This is a genomic window from Propionimicrobium sp. PCR01-08-3, from assembly GCF_030286045.1.
Taxonomy (GTDB): Bacteria; Actinomycetota; Actinomycetes; order Propionibacteriales; family Propionibacteriaceae; genus Brooklawnia.
The window spans coordinates 1,599,652-1,613,814 of the sequence record NZ_CP127390.1 but is presented as its reverse complement, the minus strand read 5'-3'; the positions used below and the strand labels follow the sequence as shown (position 1 = coordinate 1,613,814).

Annotated in this window: 15 protein-coding genes and 1 riboswitch; of the genes, 10 read left to right on the top strand and 5 right to left on the bottom strand. The window is 63.3% G+C overall.

Features of this window, described 5'->3' with window-relative positions; translation table 11 throughout:
* Window positions 1–112 precede the first annotated feature (112 nt).
* From QQ658_RS07365 to QQ658_RS07355, 3 genes are all read left to right on the top strand, one after another.
* The gene (locus QQ658_RS07365; RefSeq protein ID WP_286027002.1) at window positions 113–1,423 is read left to right on the top strand and encodes an MATE family efflux transporter; all 1,311 of its coding nucleotides are present in this window, start codon (window positions 113–115) and stop codon (window positions 1,421–1,423) included.
* Between the two features lie 54 nt (window positions 1,424–1,477).
* Window positions 1,478–2,932, top strand: a complete 1,455-nt coding sequence (locus tag QQ658_RS07360) for an MFS transporter (RefSeq protein ID WP_286027001.1) — start codon at window positions 1,478–1,480, stop codon at window positions 2,930–2,932.
* Between the two features lie 143 nt (window positions 2,933–3,075).
* Window positions 3,076–4,608, top strand: coding sequence for a DHA2 family efflux MFS transporter permease subunit (locus QQ658_RS07355; protein WP_286027000.1), 1,533 nt, complete (start codon window positions 3,076–3,078; stop codon window positions 4,606–4,608).
* A gap of 43 nt (window positions 4,609–4,651) precedes the next feature.
* Here the strand turns inward: QQ658_RS07355 and QQ658_RS07350 are convergent, their stop codons facing one another.
* Both QQ658_RS07350 and QQ658_RS07345 read right to left on the bottom strand, forming a co-directional pair.
* Window positions 4,652–4,957, bottom strand: a complete 306-nt coding sequence (locus QQ658_RS07350) for a type II toxin-antitoxin system PemK/MazF family toxin (protein ID WP_286026999.1) — start codon at window positions 4,955–4,957, stop codon at window positions 4,652–4,654.
* 5 nt (window positions 4,958–4,962) lie between these two features.
* Complete coding sequence (locus QQ658_RS07345) at window positions 4,963–5,196, bottom strand: ribbon-helix-helix domain-containing protein (protein WP_286026998.1); 234 nt, start codon at window positions 5,194–5,196, stop codon at window positions 4,963–4,965.
* A 72-nt stretch (window positions 5,197–5,268) separates the two neighbouring features.
* A riboswitch (FMN riboswitch) is annotated at window positions 5,269–5,405 on the top strand.
* A 100-nt stretch (window positions 5,406–5,505) separates the two neighbouring features.
* Here QQ658_RS07345 and QQ658_RS07340 point away from each other — a divergent pair.
* From QQ658_RS07340 to metW, 5 genes are all read left to right on the top strand, one after another.
* Window positions 5,506–6,321 (top strand): ABC transporter permease, encoded by an 816-nt coding sequence (locus QQ658_RS07340; RefSeq protein ID WP_286026997.1) that lies wholly within the window; start codon window positions 5,506–5,508, stop codon window positions 6,319–6,321.
* Between the two features lie 10 nt (window positions 6,322–6,331).
* Window positions 6,332–7,339: an ABC transporter substrate-binding protein gene (locus tag QQ658_RS07335; protein WP_286026996.1), complete on the top strand. Its 1,008-nt coding sequence runs from the start codon at window positions 6,332–6,334 to the stop codon at window positions 7,337–7,339.
* 87 nt (window positions 7,340–7,426) lie between these two features.
* Window positions 7,427–8,728: an O-acetylhomoserine aminocarboxypropyltransferase/cysteine synthase family protein gene (locus QQ658_RS07330; RefSeq protein ID WP_286026995.1), complete on the top strand. Its 1,302-nt coding sequence runs from the start codon at window positions 7,427–7,429 to the stop codon at window positions 8,726–8,728.
* Window positions 8,729–8,744: 16 nt separating this feature from the next.
* Window positions 8,745–9,902 carry a homoserine O-acetyltransferase MetX gene (gene metX / locus QQ658_RS07325; RefSeq protein WP_286026994.1) on the top strand — a complete coding sequence of 386 codons (1,158 nt, stop codon included), beginning with the start codon at window positions 8,745–8,747 and terminating at the stop codon, window positions 9,900–9,902.
* A complete protein-coding gene (metW, locus tag QQ658_RS07320) occupies window positions 9,899–10,528 on the top strand; it encodes a methionine biosynthesis protein MetW (protein WP_286026993.1) in 630 nt (209 codons plus the stop codon). The genes metX and metW overlap by 4 nt, the downstream gene beginning before the upstream one ends.
* Here the strand turns inward: metW and QQ658_RS07315 are convergent.
* Complete coding sequence (locus QQ658_RS07315; protein ID WP_286026992.1) at window positions 10,525–11,472, bottom strand: 5'-3' exonuclease; 948 nt, start codon at window positions 11,470–11,472, stop codon at window positions 10,525–10,527. The genes metW and QQ658_RS07315 overlap by 4 nt on opposite strands.
* Before the next feature lie 25 nt (window positions 11,473–11,497).
* On the opposite strand from QQ658_RS07315, the gene QQ658_RS07310 reads away from it, so the two are divergent.
* A complete protein-coding gene (locus QQ658_RS07310) occupies window positions 11,498–11,968 on the top strand; it encodes an Lrp/AsnC family transcriptional regulator (RefSeq protein ID WP_286026991.1) in 471 nt (156 codons plus the stop codon).
* A 59-nt stretch (window positions 11,969–12,027) separates the two neighbouring features.
* Complete coding sequence (locus QQ658_RS07305; protein ID WP_286026990.1) at window positions 12,028–12,825, top strand: polyprenol monophosphomannose synthase; 798 nt, start codon at window positions 12,028–12,030, stop codon at window positions 12,823–12,825.
* Between the two features lie 93 nt (window positions 12,826–12,918).
* Here QQ658_RS07305 and QQ658_RS07300 read toward each other — a convergent pair whose 3' ends face one another.
* A complete protein-coding gene (locus QQ658_RS07300; RefSeq protein ID WP_286026989.1) occupies window positions 12,919–13,257 on the bottom strand; it encodes an RNA polymerase-binding protein RbpA in 339 nt (112 codons plus the stop codon).
* Between the two features lie 100 nt (window positions 13,258–13,357).
* Window positions 13,358–14,146, bottom strand: coding sequence for a glycerophosphodiester phosphodiesterase family protein (locus QQ658_RS07295; protein ID WP_286026988.1), 789 nt, complete (start codon window positions 14,144–14,146; stop codon window positions 13,358–13,360).
* Window positions 14,147–14,163 lie beyond the last annotated feature (17 nt).

Here is a 14,163-nt window from a genome sequence, read left to right as displayed (position 1 = left end):
TTGGTGGATAGATCACCATGAGCGCCCGCTGATCTGCGCATCCGTGGCGTCCCACCGATGAAACCGAATCGAAAGCTGCATGCCGTTACCTTCATCATGGCGGATCACCGCCATGGACCGCAGGATGGGTGCACTGGCCATCCCCGCCCTCGGTGCATTGATCGCCGAACCCGTCTTCGTGCTCACCGACACGGCAATGGTCGGCCACCTGGGCGCCACCGTCCTGGGCGGCATGTCGGTCGGTTCAACGGTCATGCAGACCGTCATCGGACTATGCATCTTCTTGAGCTATGTCACCACGCCACTGGTGGCCCGAAGGCTTGGCGCCGGGGACAAACCCGGAGCGATCCGGGCCGGAATCGAAGGCATGTGGACGGGGCTGGGACTGGGCGTCCTGTTGCTCGTGATCGGGTTGCCCGTGGCGGCGCCTCTGACAACGGCCTTCACTCCGGACGCGGCGGTCGCCGAGCAGGCCTTCCGCTACATCGCTATCTGTGTGTGGGGCCTGCCGGGCATGCTGCTGGTGCTCGCGGCCACCGGCTTATTGCGCGGGCTGCAAGACACCCGGACGCCACTGCTGGTCGCGACCGCAGGGGCCGTGGTCAATGTCGCGCTGAACTGGCTGTTCATCTACCCGGCGGGCATGGGCATTGCGGGCTCGGCACTCGGCACGGCCATCACCCAGACGCTGATGGCCGCCGCATACATCCGGGTCGCCGTGCGCGCCGCTCACGAGCACCGAGTGTCGCTCTCGCCCGGGGTCGGGAATCGGTGGCAGGCGCTAGCCGCGTCCTCGTTGATGCTGCTGCGCACCCTCACCCTACGGATCGTGCTCGTCGTGCTCGTCTGGGCGGCGGCGCGGCTGGGCACCTTGGAGCTGGCCGCGCTGCAGGTGACGATGTCGCTGTACAACCTCTTGGTCAACGCCATGGACGCGTTGGCCATCGCCGCCCAGGCGATGATCGGCCACGACCTCGGCGCGGGTGACAGTCTCGGAGTCAGGCGGCAGCTGAACCGTATCGTCGGGTGGGGTGCGGTCGTCGGGCTCGTTCTCGCCGTGCTGGTCGCCGCGATCTCGCCGGTTGTCGGTGCGGCATTCACCTCGGACGAAGCAGTGCGCGGGTTGCTGCCTGCCAGCTTCATCATGATGGCCTGCTTCCTGCCGATGTGCGGAGTGCTCTTCGTTCTCGACGGAGTGCTCATCGGCGCAGGTGACATCCGCTACCTGGCCATCGCGGGACTATGGCCCATGTTGAGTTTCTGTGCGCTGATTGCCCTCGTGCTGTGGATTCAGCCCACGGCGGCCATGGCGATGATCTGGTTGTGGATCTCCTACTTCGGGGCGTTCATGTGCGTCCGGCTGCTGGTGCTCGTGCTGCGTGCCCGGACGAACAGCTGGCTTGTCACGGGGCACGACCGGTAACAGAACCTGTCGGCGAATCGAGGCTAGACTGCCTCCACGAGGAGGACCTTTTTCATGACGAAGACGTCAGGGGCCGCAAGAGAGCAGCCCCCCGGGCTCGCAGGCGATCAACACCCCGACGACATCGTCGAACGGCTCGGTTCCGCCGACCACATCATCGAATCCGATTCACCACCCAACCGGCTGCGCTACGTCCTGGTGTTGATCGGAGCCGTCTGTATTCAGGTTTCGGCGGGAATAGTGCTCAGCGGACTATCGATGTTCACCGACCGCATCCGGGCCGACCTATGGCCCGACGGCGAGGTCAGCCGAGCACAGGTCCAGAGCTTCTATTCGGTCATCTTGATGGTCGGCATCGCCGTGATGCCCATCGCCGGACGTCTGATCGGAAGGCTGGGTGGACGCAAACTGCTCGTCATCGGCGGCCTGATCAGTTCACTGGGCATCGCAGGGCTGGCCACCGCACAAGGCATGGCGGGCCTCTACCTGTTCTCCGCCATCACCGGCCTCGGGTTCGGGATGTCGGTCAATTACGTGCCGATCATTTTGGTGAACACCTGGTTCGACAAGTTCAAGGGCGTCGCGATGGGCACCGTCGTGGCCGGCACCGGAGTGGGCGGCATGGTCGGGTCGCTCGTCTTCTCGAACACCAATCAGCCGGTCGAAGACGGAGGTCTGGGATGGCGGGCATCGATGCTGATCGGAGCAGCCCTGTACGCGGTGTTCTGTCTGATTCCGGCATGGCTGCTCGTGGTGAACCGGCCCTCAGATGTCGGGCTGCCGGTATACGGCCGCACAGTGGTCGAAACCGACCACATCGTCCTCGAAAACGAGGTGGCCGATGGTGTGCCGCTGCCCGGGTTGAAGGTGGGCGAGGCGATCCGCAGCGGCTGGTTCTGGCTGCTCTACGCTGCCTTGATCATCATGGGTGTGTATTACGCGATGGGGCAGATCACCCAGCCGTACTACATCAATCAGGGAAGCTACCCGGGATCGGGCGTCACGCCGGCGCTGGCGGGTGCGTTGATGACGGCCCAGATGATCGGCTTGATCGTGACCAAGCCGCTGCTGGGGGCGCTGACCGAGGCAATTGGCATGATCAAGGCGATGGCCATCGTGATGATCGTGCATGCCGTCGCCGGTTATCTGCTGGGCAGCGTGCTCTTCCCCACGGGTTGGTGGATCTTCATCCTGACCGCGCTGGTCGGCGCCGGGTTCGCTATCGGGTCGCTCACTCCACCGCTGGTCTGCGCCGCAGCTTTCGGGCAACGCGATTATCCGGCGATCTACGGTGTCCTCGGCTCGGCATACCCGCTCGGATTGGCCGTGGGATCGATGATCTGGAGTGCGGCGGGCATGATCGGCGCCGACGCCGGGCAACCCTGGCAGCTCTATCGTGTGGCGATGAAATGGTGCTGGATATTGGGAGTGCTGATTCTGGCGGGATACTTCTTCGCCATTCGGGGCGGCCGGGCTCGTCAGCACAGGTTGCATGCCGAAACCCGCTGATCTGCGGGATGGATCTGGCCGGACGTGCAGGGGGCACCTGGGGTTGGGCCGCACGCGAACCCTAATTTGGCTCTTGGTTCCGGATTCGACCCAGCTGTGCGGGTAACGTTTGCTGTCGTGACGTTGCGAAAGACAGTCGGCTGATGCCCTCAACCGTGGTGCGCGAAAGCTCGCGGACGCATCGGCTGCGCTGGTGGGGACTAGGGGTTTTGACCCTGGGCCTATTCATGGCGAGCCTCGACAACACCATCTTGAATGTGGCGCTGCCCACCCTCGCCCGCGAACTTCGGGCGTCCACAGATCAACTGCAATGGACGGTGGACGCCTACCAGGTGACCTATGCGGGTTTGCTGCTGGTGGCCGGGGGACTGGTCGACCGATGGGGACGATCGCGGACCTTCCTGGTCGGCACCGCAGTATTCGGCGGCTTCTCGCTGATGGCCGGACTCGTCGGGACGACGGGGCTGCTGATCGGGGCCCGCGCTTTGATGGGTGTGGGTGCGGCGTTGCTCGCACCATCCACGCTGTCGCTGGTCTCTTTGCTTTTCGCGAACGCCAAAGAACGGACGATGGCTTTCGCTGTTTGGTCGGCCGCCAACGGCGCCGGGGGAGCGGTCGGGCCGGTCCTGTCGGGAATCTTGCTCGAACACTTCGGTTGGGGCTCGATTTTCTTGATCAACGTGCCGGTTGCGTTGTGCATCGTGATCCTCGGCGCGGTGGTGCTGCCGCGCAGTCGTCCGCATCAGATCGAAGGTGGCATCGACTACCTGGGCGCCATACTGTCGACCATCGCCTTGGCGTTGATCTGCTGGTCGGTGATCTCTGCGCCGGGTCTGGGTGCCGGCAATCCGCTCGTCCTGGCCGCCGTGCTCGCGGGCGTTGGGTTGCTCGCAGCATTCATCTATTGGGAGTCACGTGCCTCGGCGCCGTTGTTGAAGCTGTCGCTTTTCAAGATCAGGACGTTCACCGTTGCGGTGAGCGTCGCCGGTTTGGTGACCGCGGCGGGAGCAGGCGCGCTGTTCGTGCTGACGCAGTATCTGCAGTTCGTGCTCGACTACACACCGATGCAGACCGGGGTCAGGGTGCTGCCGGTAGCCGCAGCGATGCTGCTCGGCGCATTGGCGGCCCCTCGGTTCATCGCCGTCCTGCGACTCAAGCGCACGGTATTGATCGGCCTGGGGTGTGTCGGGGCCGGATACGCCTTGATCGCGACCACGTCCGCCAATTCAAACTTCATGCATCTACTGCCAGGCGTGCTGCTCTTCGGGCTCGGAGCGGGCCTCTTGGTTCCGGCGGCCACTCAGGCCGTGATGGATTCGCTGCCACCTGATGCCACCGGTGCCGGCTCGGCCACCAACACGGCCTTGCAGCAGGTGGGCAGCGCGCTCGGTGTGGCGGTCATCGGATCGCTGCTGGCGGCCCGTTACCGAGGGGTCTTGATGGCCGATTCGCTATGGCCCCAACTGGGCGACCTGCAACAGACCGCGTTGGAATCGGTGGCGGGTGCCGCCAGAGCCGCCGAACAACTATCGGCCGGGCTCGCTGCTCAACTCAACGCGTTGGCGAGCCAGGGGTTCGTTGCCGGCATGCGGGTCTCCATGCTGATCTGCGCCGTCGCCCTGCTCGCAGCCCTGGTCGCGGTCGCGGTGCTCTACCCGAGAGACGGGCGGCACTGACGGCCGCCGTCCGATGCCGCTCGTGGGCCGGGCCATCTGTCTGTCACGAGGTCACGAGATCGAAGGCATTCATCATCGCTTCAGTAAGGTTTCCTTCTTGATCGGGCAGCAGGAATCCGATCTGTCTGCCCAGGTCCTTGACCGTAATCGTGACGATGTTGTCGAGACTCACGACGCAATCATGGTCCAAGCCGTTGCGTGAACCGACCGGCAGCTCGGTGGATAGCCCTCGAATGGTCGAAGTAATGGGCGCGACAGTAACGCTGTTCAGATAAGGGCGGACGAGTTCACGGGTGAGCACAAGTACGGGACGAGTTTTGTCGAGTCTGGCGAGGTAGATGGGCCTCATCTAGATCAGTCCAAGTCGAGCGGCCGATGTGCTGCATGCCTGGCGAGCGCATCGAAATCGTCATCTGGTTGAGTGTTCTTGAGAATCTCGATATCAGCGAGCGCCGCACGATAGCGCTGCTCGCGTTCGAGAGCACGTGTCACAACCGCCGCGCGACTCGGCGCATGGCCGGCGGTAACCTCGGCGTCCACGAACTGCGCGAGCTCATCGGGAAGCCGGACTGCGATCTGCATACTCATGCCTAGATGGTACCAATCTGGGATGCGATGCGGTAGCGGTGAAACCACGCTATAGTCTTGTTCGAGCAAAACGAACGTGCCCGGGGTCGGTGAAAGTCCGAACCGGCGGTGATAGTCCGCGACCCGCATGTCATTGAGAAATGGCGATGCGGTTGAACCGGTGTAATTCCGGTACCGACGGTTAAAGTCCGGATGGGAGGCGCACGTCGCGCTCGGCAGATTGTGCCGGCCGGCATCGGTTGATGTCGGCATGCATCTCTGCCGCACGCGTCGACCCCGGCATGATGACCGGGAAGGTGGCGACGCGGCATGGATATCCGCATACGGCAGGCGCCGTTGGGTCTGCGGATTGTTGCTCCTGTTATCGCCGGCATCGTTTTGGTGTTGGTCTGGTGGTTGCTGGCTTCGTTCAGCACTGTTCCGGCAACGCTGCTGCCGAGCCCGTTGTCGGTGGTCGAGCGTCTCGGCGCCGAGCTGGCCTCGGGCAGGCTGTGGAAGCCGATCGGGGCGACGCTGCTGGAAGCATCCTGTGGCTGCGCGATGGCGACGGTTATTGCGTTGCCGGTGGCCTATCTCATCGCCCATGTGCGTCTCGCCGAGGCGACCCTCAACCCTTATCTGGCTGCCTCCCAGGCCGTGCCGGCGGTGGCCCTGGCGCCGCTGCTGGTGATCTGGGTGGGGTACGGAACGTGGCCGGTCGTCCTGCTGTGTTCTGTCATGGTCTTCTTTCCGATGGTTCTGGCCACTGTGCTCGGACTACGCAGTATCGATCGCGAAGTGATCGACGCGGCCCTGGTCGACGGGGCCGGACGCGGGCAGCTGGCTCGCTGGATCGAATGGCCCCTGGCGTTGCCCGCCACCCTGACCGGCGTTCGTAACGGCTTCACCCTGTCGATCACCGGCGCCGTCGTCGGTGAGCTGGTGATGGGCGGAAGCGGGCTGGGCCAGCGGCTCGCCGTGCAATCCCAGTCGAGCGACACCACCGGACTGTTCAGTACCTTGATCGTGCTGTGCGTTCTGGCGATCGCGATCTACCTCGGCATGACCTTTCTCGAATGGCTGGCGAATCCGTTCGCGTCCAGCTCCCGCTGGTATCGGCTCGGTCATCTTCGCCATAACAATTAAGGAGATTCAGATGCAATCCATGACCCGCCGGACCCTGCTCGGTTCGGCGCTGTTGGCCGGCCTCGCGGCCTGCTCGCGTCCCGGCCAGGGCGCCAACTCGGCGTCGTCCGGGGCTTCAGCAAGGACGGCGGCACTCACGCTCGGCCTCACCTACGTGCCGGACATTCAATTTGCTCCCGCGTATGTGGCCGACTCGCTGGGCTGGTTCACCGAGGCAGGACTATCGGTGACACTGCGCCACCACGGCGCCAACGAGACCTTGCTCGGGGCTCTGCAAACAGGCGACGAGGACGTTGTCTTTGCCGGTGGTGGAGAGATGTTGCAGGGCCGCAGCGAAGGCATCGAGGTGTGTAACTTCGCCACCGCCTACCAGAACTATCCGGTGACCATCATCGTGCCCGAGGCGTCCCCGATCCAAAGCCTTGCCGACCTGCGCGGACACAGCATCGGGCTGCCCGGCGAATACGGCGAGAACTGGTTCTACCTACTCGCCGTGCTTGCCCAGACCGGGCTGACCCGCGATGATCTCGACATTCAATCGATCGGCTTCACCCAGTTGTCGGCCCTCACCGGTAACAAGGTCGAGGCCGTGGTCGGCTTCCTCAACAACGACGTCGTTCGTTTCGCGGAATCCGACTTCGCCATCCGGACGATCAGCTTGGACGATCCGCCACTGGTCAGCGTCGGCCTCGGCGCCATGGACCAGACCATCGACGAGCGAGCCGACGATCTGACGGGCCTGCTGGAGGCGATGACCAGGGGAGCGGAGCTCTGCGCGTCCGACCCGGAGCAGGTCGTTCAGATCGCCGCCGACTATGTGCCGACCTTGGCGGATTCCGAGCAACAATCCCACGCCTTGGCGGTGCTGGACGCGACGACCGACCTTTATGGCGGACAATTCGGCGTCCAAACCCCCGACCGCTGGGACCAGATGACAAGCTTCTTCACCGAAGCAGGGCTGGTGAGTTCTCCGGTGGCCGCCACCGATGCCTTCACAACGAAGGTAGTGGAGGGATAAAGAGGTTCTGCGCGGTGAGTGGAACGCAGCCAAAATTGACGGTGGACGCAGGTAGCCTGGTTGGCGCCGATCCGAAAGGGGACATCGATGGCCGATCATCCGACCTATCAGCTGGAAACCTTGGCTGTGCACGCCGGTCAGGAAGAATCCGACCCGGCGACCAACTCGCGCGCCGTGCCGATCTACCAGACCGCCGCCTACACCTTCGACGACTCGAAGCACGCCGCCGACCTGTTCGCGCTGGCCAGGCCGGGCAATATCTACACCCGGCTGATGAACCCCACCACCAACGTCTATGAGACGCGGATCGCAGCGATGGAAGGCGGCGTGGGAGCGCTCGGCACCGCCACCGGCGCGGCGGCCATCACCTATGCCGTGCTGAACGTCGCCTCGGCGGGCGACAACATCGTCGCGCTGTCGACGCTGTACGGCGGCACCTTCGCGCTGTTCACCCACACCCTCGTACAGTTCGGCATCGAATGCCGGCTCATCGATCCCGATCGTCCCGGCGACCTCGCCGGATTGGTGGACGACCACACGAGGCTGGTTTTCGGCGAGACGATCTGTAATCCGAAGCTCAACGTGATCGACATCGACGCCTGGGCAAAGGCGAGCCACGATCTGGGGTTGCCGTTCATGATCGACAACACGGTGGCGACGCCCTACCTGTGCCGTCCGATCGAGCACGGGGCCGATGTCGTGGTGCATTCGGCCACCAAGTACATGGGCGGGCACGGCACCTCGATGGGCGGCGCCATCGTCGACGCGGGCACTTTTGATTGGGCCGCTCATGCCGACCGTTTCCCGGTGATGGCGACGCCTGACGCCTCCTATCACGATGTCGTATGGACAGATGCCGCCGGGCCGGCCGCCTACATCACCCGGGCCCGCACCGTGCTGATGCGCAACACCGGAGCCACCTTGTCGCCGATGAACGCCTGGATCATCCTGCAAGGCATCGAAAGCCTCCACGTCAGGATGGACCGGCACTGCGAGAACGCCCAAAAGGTGGCGGAATACTTATTGGGGCATCCCGCCGTGGCGTGGGTGAACTACCCGGGGCTCGAAGACAACGAATATCACGAGGTCGCAGACCGAGTATTGACCGGCAAGGGCTACAGCGGCCTGGTCAGCTTCGGATTGACCGCCGGACGCCAAGCAGGCGCCACCTTCGTCGAAGCCCTGCAACTGTTCAGCCACCTGGCCAACATCGGTGATGCAAAGTCTCTGGTCATCCACAGTGCATCGACCACGCATTCGCAGCTGAACGATCAAGAGCTCATTGCTGCCGGCGTCGCGCCGGAGATGGTACGGCTGTCGGTCGGCATCGAGAACGTGGACGACATCATCGCCGACATCGATCAGGCGTTGGCGGTCACCGGAAAGTGATGCGGGCCGGTAACTGATGCCAACTATTTCGGATGGCCTGGGTATCACCGAGACCAGATACGTCCAGCTGTTCACCGCCGACAAACCGTTGAAATTGACGGCGGGCCAGCAGCTGGACGAAGTCGTGATCGCTTACGAGACCTATGGCGAACTCAATGCCGATGCCAGCAATGCGATCTATATCTGTCATGCGTTGACCGGTGACGCCCATGCGGCGGGCTGGCATGAAGGCGACAAGCACCCGGGCTGGTGGGACACCATGATCGGGCCGGGAAAGGCCATCGACACCAACCGCTGGTTCGTGATCGCGTCCAATCTGCTCGGCGGCTGTCAGGGCAGCACCGGGCCCAGCTCGATCAACCCGGCGACGGGCAAACCCTGGGGACTCGACTTTCCACTGCTGGATACCTGCGATTTCGTGACCGTGCACCGGGCATTGATCGCCCATCTGGGCGTCCGGAAACTGCATGCCGTGATCGGCGGATCCATGGGTGGCATGCAGGCTCTGCAGTGGTCGCTGTCATATCCCGACGAACTGGAGAACTCGGTGATTATCGCCGCCTCCAGCAGACTGACGGCTCAGAACATCGCCTTCTCGGCGGTGGGACGCGAAGCGATCATCCGGGACGAGAACTTCCATGACGGCCGTTTCTCCGACTGCGGCGACAACCCGGATGTCGGCCTGTCGATCGCGCGGATGATGGCTCACATCACCTACACCTCCGAAGAGGGCTTCCAGACGAAGTTCGGACGCAATCCGCAATTCGACGAGTCCGAACCAGGGTTCGGCGTCGACTTCGCAGTGGAGGGCTACCTGGAGCACCAGGGTGAAACGTTCCTGACCAGGTTCGATGCGCTGAGTTACCTCTACCTCACCCGGGTCATGGACTACTTCGACCCGTTCTCGAATCCCACGGCACTCGATGCCGTCAAGAAAGATCCGGTCCGCTATCTGGTGATGAGCTTCGATTCGGACTGGCGGTTTTCCACCGAGCACAGCAGACGGATCGTCCGTCAGCTGGCCGCGGCCGAATTGCCGGTGACGTTCCGTGACATTCATTCTCCGTGGGGGCACGATTCCTTCCTGCTGAAGATCGACCCCTATCTCGCGACGGTGAAGGCATTCTTGGAGGCTTCCACGAATTACCAGAACACGGCTTGGGGACGCGCATGAGCCAGTCGATGCAACTGCGGGAGGACCTCCATGTCATCGCCCGCAATATTCCGGCGGGCTCCCGCGTGCTCGATCTGGGCTGCGGTGACGGTGAGCTGCTGAGCTGGCTGATCCGCCGCCGCAACTGTACGGGCACCGGCGTGGAGCGTGGCCAAGAGGAAGTGCTCGCCGCGATCAAACGGGGCGTCCCGCTGATCGAGCTCGACATCGACAGCCAGCTCGAATTGTTCGCATCGGATTCCTATGACGTCGTAGTGCTCAGCCGTACCTTGCAGGCGGTGCTGCGTCCTGACCTCGTATTGAACGAGATGAGGAGAATCGCCCCGAGACTCATCGTCACCATGCCGAACTTCGGCTACTGGCGGCACCGGTTGCGGTTGCTGGGCGGGCACATGCCCCGATCGAAGGATCTGCCCTACAGCTGGTATGCCACGCCGAACCTGCACCACGCCACCCTGGTCGACCTGGAGCCGTTGTTCGACGATACAAAGCTCGCGTTGGAGAAGCGCATCCCGTTGTCACCGCACGGCAGGCCACGCGCGCTCGGGCAAGCCGGCGCGAATCTGCTTGCCGGCTCGGCGATCTATGTGCTGGTGCGCGACGGCCAGGATCCGGCACAGCTCTAGGCCAACGACTGGTCGTCCGAAAGCTCACCGTTCGACTTCAGCAATCTGGTCATCGGTCCGCGGCTGTTGTGTTCTTCGGCGAGCTGACGGCACCGTGCGAGATCGGCTCGTCCGACCTGCAGCCGGGTGTCGACATCGTTCAACTCCACGTCCGCGGTCGCGACAACCTGCTGTGCCCGCGCGAGATACTCAGAGGCATCCACCAGGCGCTGACGCAGTCGTGCCGCCATCGGCTCGGCCGGATCATCGGCCGCGGCGAGGATCGCGTCTAGATCGCCATACTTGTTGAGCAGCGTGGCGGCCGTCTTCTCTCCGACGCCCGGGACGCCCGGCAGGCCGTCGGAGGGGTCGCCTCGAAGAGTGGCGAAATCGGCGTACTGGGCACCGGTCAGCCCATACCTGGATTGCAGCCAGGCATCGTCCACCAATTCGTGCTTGGCCACCCCCCGAGCGATGTAGGCGACCCGAATGTGATCGGCCACCAGTTGGAAAAGGTCGCGGTCACCACTGACCACGATGGCGTCCTCACCGGCGCCCGCGGCGCGGTGAGCCAAGGTGGCACACAGATCGTCCGACTCATAGTCCGCAGCGCCGAGATGAGCGATGCCGGCGGCATCCAGACAATCCAGAATCCAGGGCACCTGCTGGGCCAACTCGTCTTCGACCTGCTCTTGCTCAGCCGCTCCCGGCAGAGCCTCGGCCACCCGGTGAGCCTTGTAGCTCGGCACCAGCGCCACCCGCCAGTCGGGACGCCAGTCGTCGTCGCGGCAACAGGCGACAGCGGTGGGATGATACTGCCCGATCAGGCGGGCCAGCATGTCGAGCATTCCATGCACAGCGTTCACCGGGCGTCCCGCAGAATCCTTGAGCGTGGTGGGCACACCGTAGTACGCCCTGAAATAAAGCGTCGCAGTATCCACGATGAGGCTGAGCGCGTCGGTCATCTGTTCATGGTGCCACCATGTCGGTATGGAACAAACAGACGAGCAGATTCTTGCCTTGTTGTCGCGTGACGGACGGATGTCGTTCACCGCGCTCGGACACAAAGTGGGACTGTCGACGTCTGCCACTCAACAGCGGGTCCGCAGATTGGAGCAACGCGGCATCATCACGGGCTATCGCGCAGATGTGGACGCCGCCAAGGTCGGACGCCCGCTGACCGCTTTCATCGAGATTCAACCGCTGTCGACGACCATGGCCGACACCGCACCCGAATACTTGGAGGCCCTGCCACAGATCACTTCATGTTATTCGGTGGCGGGCAACGCCAGCTACCTGTGCCTGGCGCAGGTCGGTTCGGCCGAGGAGCTCGATGAGCTGCTGAATCTGATTCGCAGAAAGCTCGATGTGCGAACCGTCACCACCATCGTGCTGCGCACCGCATTTCGGCACCGGCCGCTGGTCAACGAGGTTCCCGGATGGGGAGAAAAGCAGCAGTAGCAGATCGCATCACAGGGTCCGCGAGACGGGCCAAAGCAGGTGTGGCTAGACTGCCGTACATGGCGCAGCGTACCCAGTCTCTCGACCACGTCCTCGTCGTTACACCGACGTATAACGAGGCCGACAATATCGAATCGATCATCGGCAGGCTGCGGGCTGCTTGCCCCCATGCCTACAGTCTGATCGCCGACGATGCCTCGCCCGACGGTACCGGCGCGATAGCCGATCGGATGGCCGCTCAGGATGACCATATTTTCGTCATGCACCGGGCGGGGAAGGCCGGCCTGGCCGCCGCCTATCTGGCCGGGTTCGATTGGGGCCTGGAGCGCGGTTTCGACGTACTGGTCGAAATGGACGCGGACGGCTCCCACCAACCAGAGCTGCTGCCATCAATGCTGCAGGCGATGCGTGACCACGACCTGGACATGGTGAAGGGTTCACGGTGGATGCGTGGCGGCTCGACTGATCAGACGAAGTCCCGCGAAATGCTGAGTCGGCTGGCCAATATCTGGATTCAGGTCGCCATGGATATTCCGGTGCGCGATGCGACAGGCGGGTTCAATGCCTTCCGTGCCTCGATTCTCCGCGAAATCAACCTGGACGATGTCGCTTCGGTGGGATACACCTTCCAGGTCGACATGACCCGCCGGGTGATCGACGCCGGCGGCACGGTGGGCGAGGTGCCGATCTACTTCCCGGACCGGGAGTTCGGTGAATCGAAGATGAGCGGATCGATCATCAAGGAGGCATTGATCCGCACCGGCAAATGGGGAGTGCAAAAGCGGACCGCTCAAGTCAAGGAATTGGGCCGGAAGGCGGCGGCAAACTTCCAGAAATTCGACTCGCGAGGTGAGTAGCAGATAGCAGAACCTCAGAGGGCCCGAACCAACAATGGCGTTGATCCGGGCCCTCTCGCTGTTCACCGCTCGCGCGGCACAGCTAGCAGAAACTCAGTAGTGGGGGGCCTTTCGGACCTCCTCGAGCCGCTCGGCGAGCAACTCCTCCAATTCAGAGATAGACCGGCGCTCCAGCAACATATCCCAGTGGGTACGCGGCGGCTTCTCATTCTTCTCGTCGGGTGGAGTGCCATCGCTGCGGGCGGCGATAGCGCCACACCTCGGGCATTCCCACTCGGCCGGAAGATCCGCTTCCACCGAAAACGTCACATCGAAGTGATGATGATTGGGGCAGTCGAATCCCAGAACGCGACGGCCGGCAAAATCGATGCCTTCTTCGTCCTCAAAGCTCTTGGCCCCCAGACCCATTCCACGCAATGCACGATCAGCCATCCAGACCAGCCTCCCTTCGCTTTACCTCAACACGGTATACAACAACCAAAGTGCCGTACTTCTTCCCTTGTCGCAGGCCCATCCCCAATCGGGCCTACCTTCAGTCTGCCCATAGTTGGTGGCTTCTGGCTACCTCTTGAAGCAACCCGATCCTGTCGCTGATGATTCCGTCGACGCCCAGATCCATCAGCCGGCCCATCTCGCCGGGATCGTTGATCGTCCAGACATGGACGCGTGCGCCCAGCTTGTGTGCGGTGCGCAACAGCTGCGCAGTGAGCACCCGTACGCGGTGGCCCTTCACATCTTGGGCCACCGGAATCTGAAAGACCTGCCCGCTGGGCCGGATAAGGCGCGGAAGCAACGGAACGTACGCGCTGAAAGCAACCGCGGGCACGGTCATCCCGGTAGCCACCTCGGGCAGCAGGCTGCGGAATTTGCTCAACCGCTGCCGACTGAAAGAAGACACGCACACCCTGTGCTGCGCGCGGTGGCGCTGCAGCACCCTGACCAGTGCGGTGGTGGCACCCGGGGCCTTGATGTCGATGTTGATGCGGACGTCCGGGAAAGATTCGAGCACCTCGTCCAAGGTCGGTATCTGGTCCACGCCTGCGATGCGTGCTTCGCGCACCGCCGCAAAACTCAGTTCGGCGAGTACGCCGTTCGCATCGGTGACCCGGTCGAGAACCTGGTCGTGGAAAGCGACGAGGTGGCCGTCGGCGGTGACGTGCACGTCGGTTTCGAGGTAGCGGTAGCCGAGATCGACCGCGCGTCCGAACGCATAGAGGCTGTTCTCTCGACCGGCATCGCTCGGGTCGAGATAGCCACCCCGATGCGCCATCGCTGCGAAAGGTTCGCTGAAGTATGGGTAGCACGCGGCCGGACGATTCACGTCGGCAAGTTTAGGCC

What these genes read in the sequence shown, in the direction of transcription:
- QQ658_RS07365 (WP_286027002.1), top strand. Translation starts at nt 113, where the DNA reads ATGGACCGCAGGATGGGTGCACTGGCCATCCCCGCCCTCGGTGCATTG.
- QQ658_RS07360 (WP_286027001.1), top strand. Translation starts at nt 1,478, where the DNA reads ATGACGAAGACGTCAGGGGCCGCAAGAGAGCAGCCCCCCGGGCTCGCA.
- QQ658_RS07355 (WP_286027000.1), top strand. Translation starts at nt 3,076, where the DNA reads ATGCCCTCAACCGTGGTGCGCGAAAGCTCGCGGACGCATCGGCTGCGC.
- QQ658_RS07350 (WP_286026999.1), bottom strand. Translation starts at nt 4,957, where the DNA reads ATGAGGCCCATCTACCTCGCCAGACTCGACAAAACTCGTCCCGTACTT.
- QQ658_RS07345 (WP_286026998.1), bottom strand. Translation starts at nt 5,196, where the DNA reads ATGAGTATGCAGATCGCAGTCCGGCTTCCCGATGAGCTCGCGCAGTTC.
- QQ658_RS07340 (WP_286026997.1), top strand. Translation starts at nt 5,506, where the DNA reads ATGGATATCCGCATACGGCAGGCGCCGTTGGGTCTGCGGATTGTTGCT.
- QQ658_RS07335 (WP_286026996.1), top strand. Translation starts at nt 6,332, where the DNA reads ATGCAATCCATGACCCGCCGGACCCTGCTCGGTTCGGCGCTGTTGGCC.
- QQ658_RS07330 (WP_286026995.1), top strand. Translation starts at nt 7,427, where the DNA reads ATGGCCGATCATCCGACCTATCAGCTGGAAACCTTGGCTGTGCACGCC.
- metX (WP_286026994.1), top strand. Translation starts at nt 8,745, where the DNA reads ATGCCAACTATTTCGGATGGCCTGGGTATCACCGAGACCAGATACGTC.
- metW (WP_286026993.1), top strand. Translation starts at nt 9,899, where the DNA reads ATGAGCCAGTCGATGCAACTGCGGGAGGACCTCCATGTCATCGCCCGC.
- QQ658_RS07315 (WP_286026992.1), bottom strand. Translation starts at nt 11,472, where the DNA reads ATGACCGACGCGCTCAGCCTCATCGTGGATACTGCGACGCTTTATTTC.
- QQ658_RS07310 (WP_286026991.1), top strand. Translation starts at nt 11,498, where the DNA reads ATGGAACAAACAGACGAGCAGATTCTTGCCTTGTTGTCGCGTGACGGA.
- QQ658_RS07305 (WP_286026990.1), top strand. Translation starts at nt 12,028, where the DNA reads ATGGCGCAGCGTACCCAGTCTCTCGACCACGTCCTCGTCGTTACACCG.
- QQ658_RS07300 (WP_286026989.1), bottom strand. Translation starts at nt 13,257, where the DNA reads ATGGCTGATCGTGCATTGCGTGGAATGGGTCTGGGGGCCAAGAGCTTT.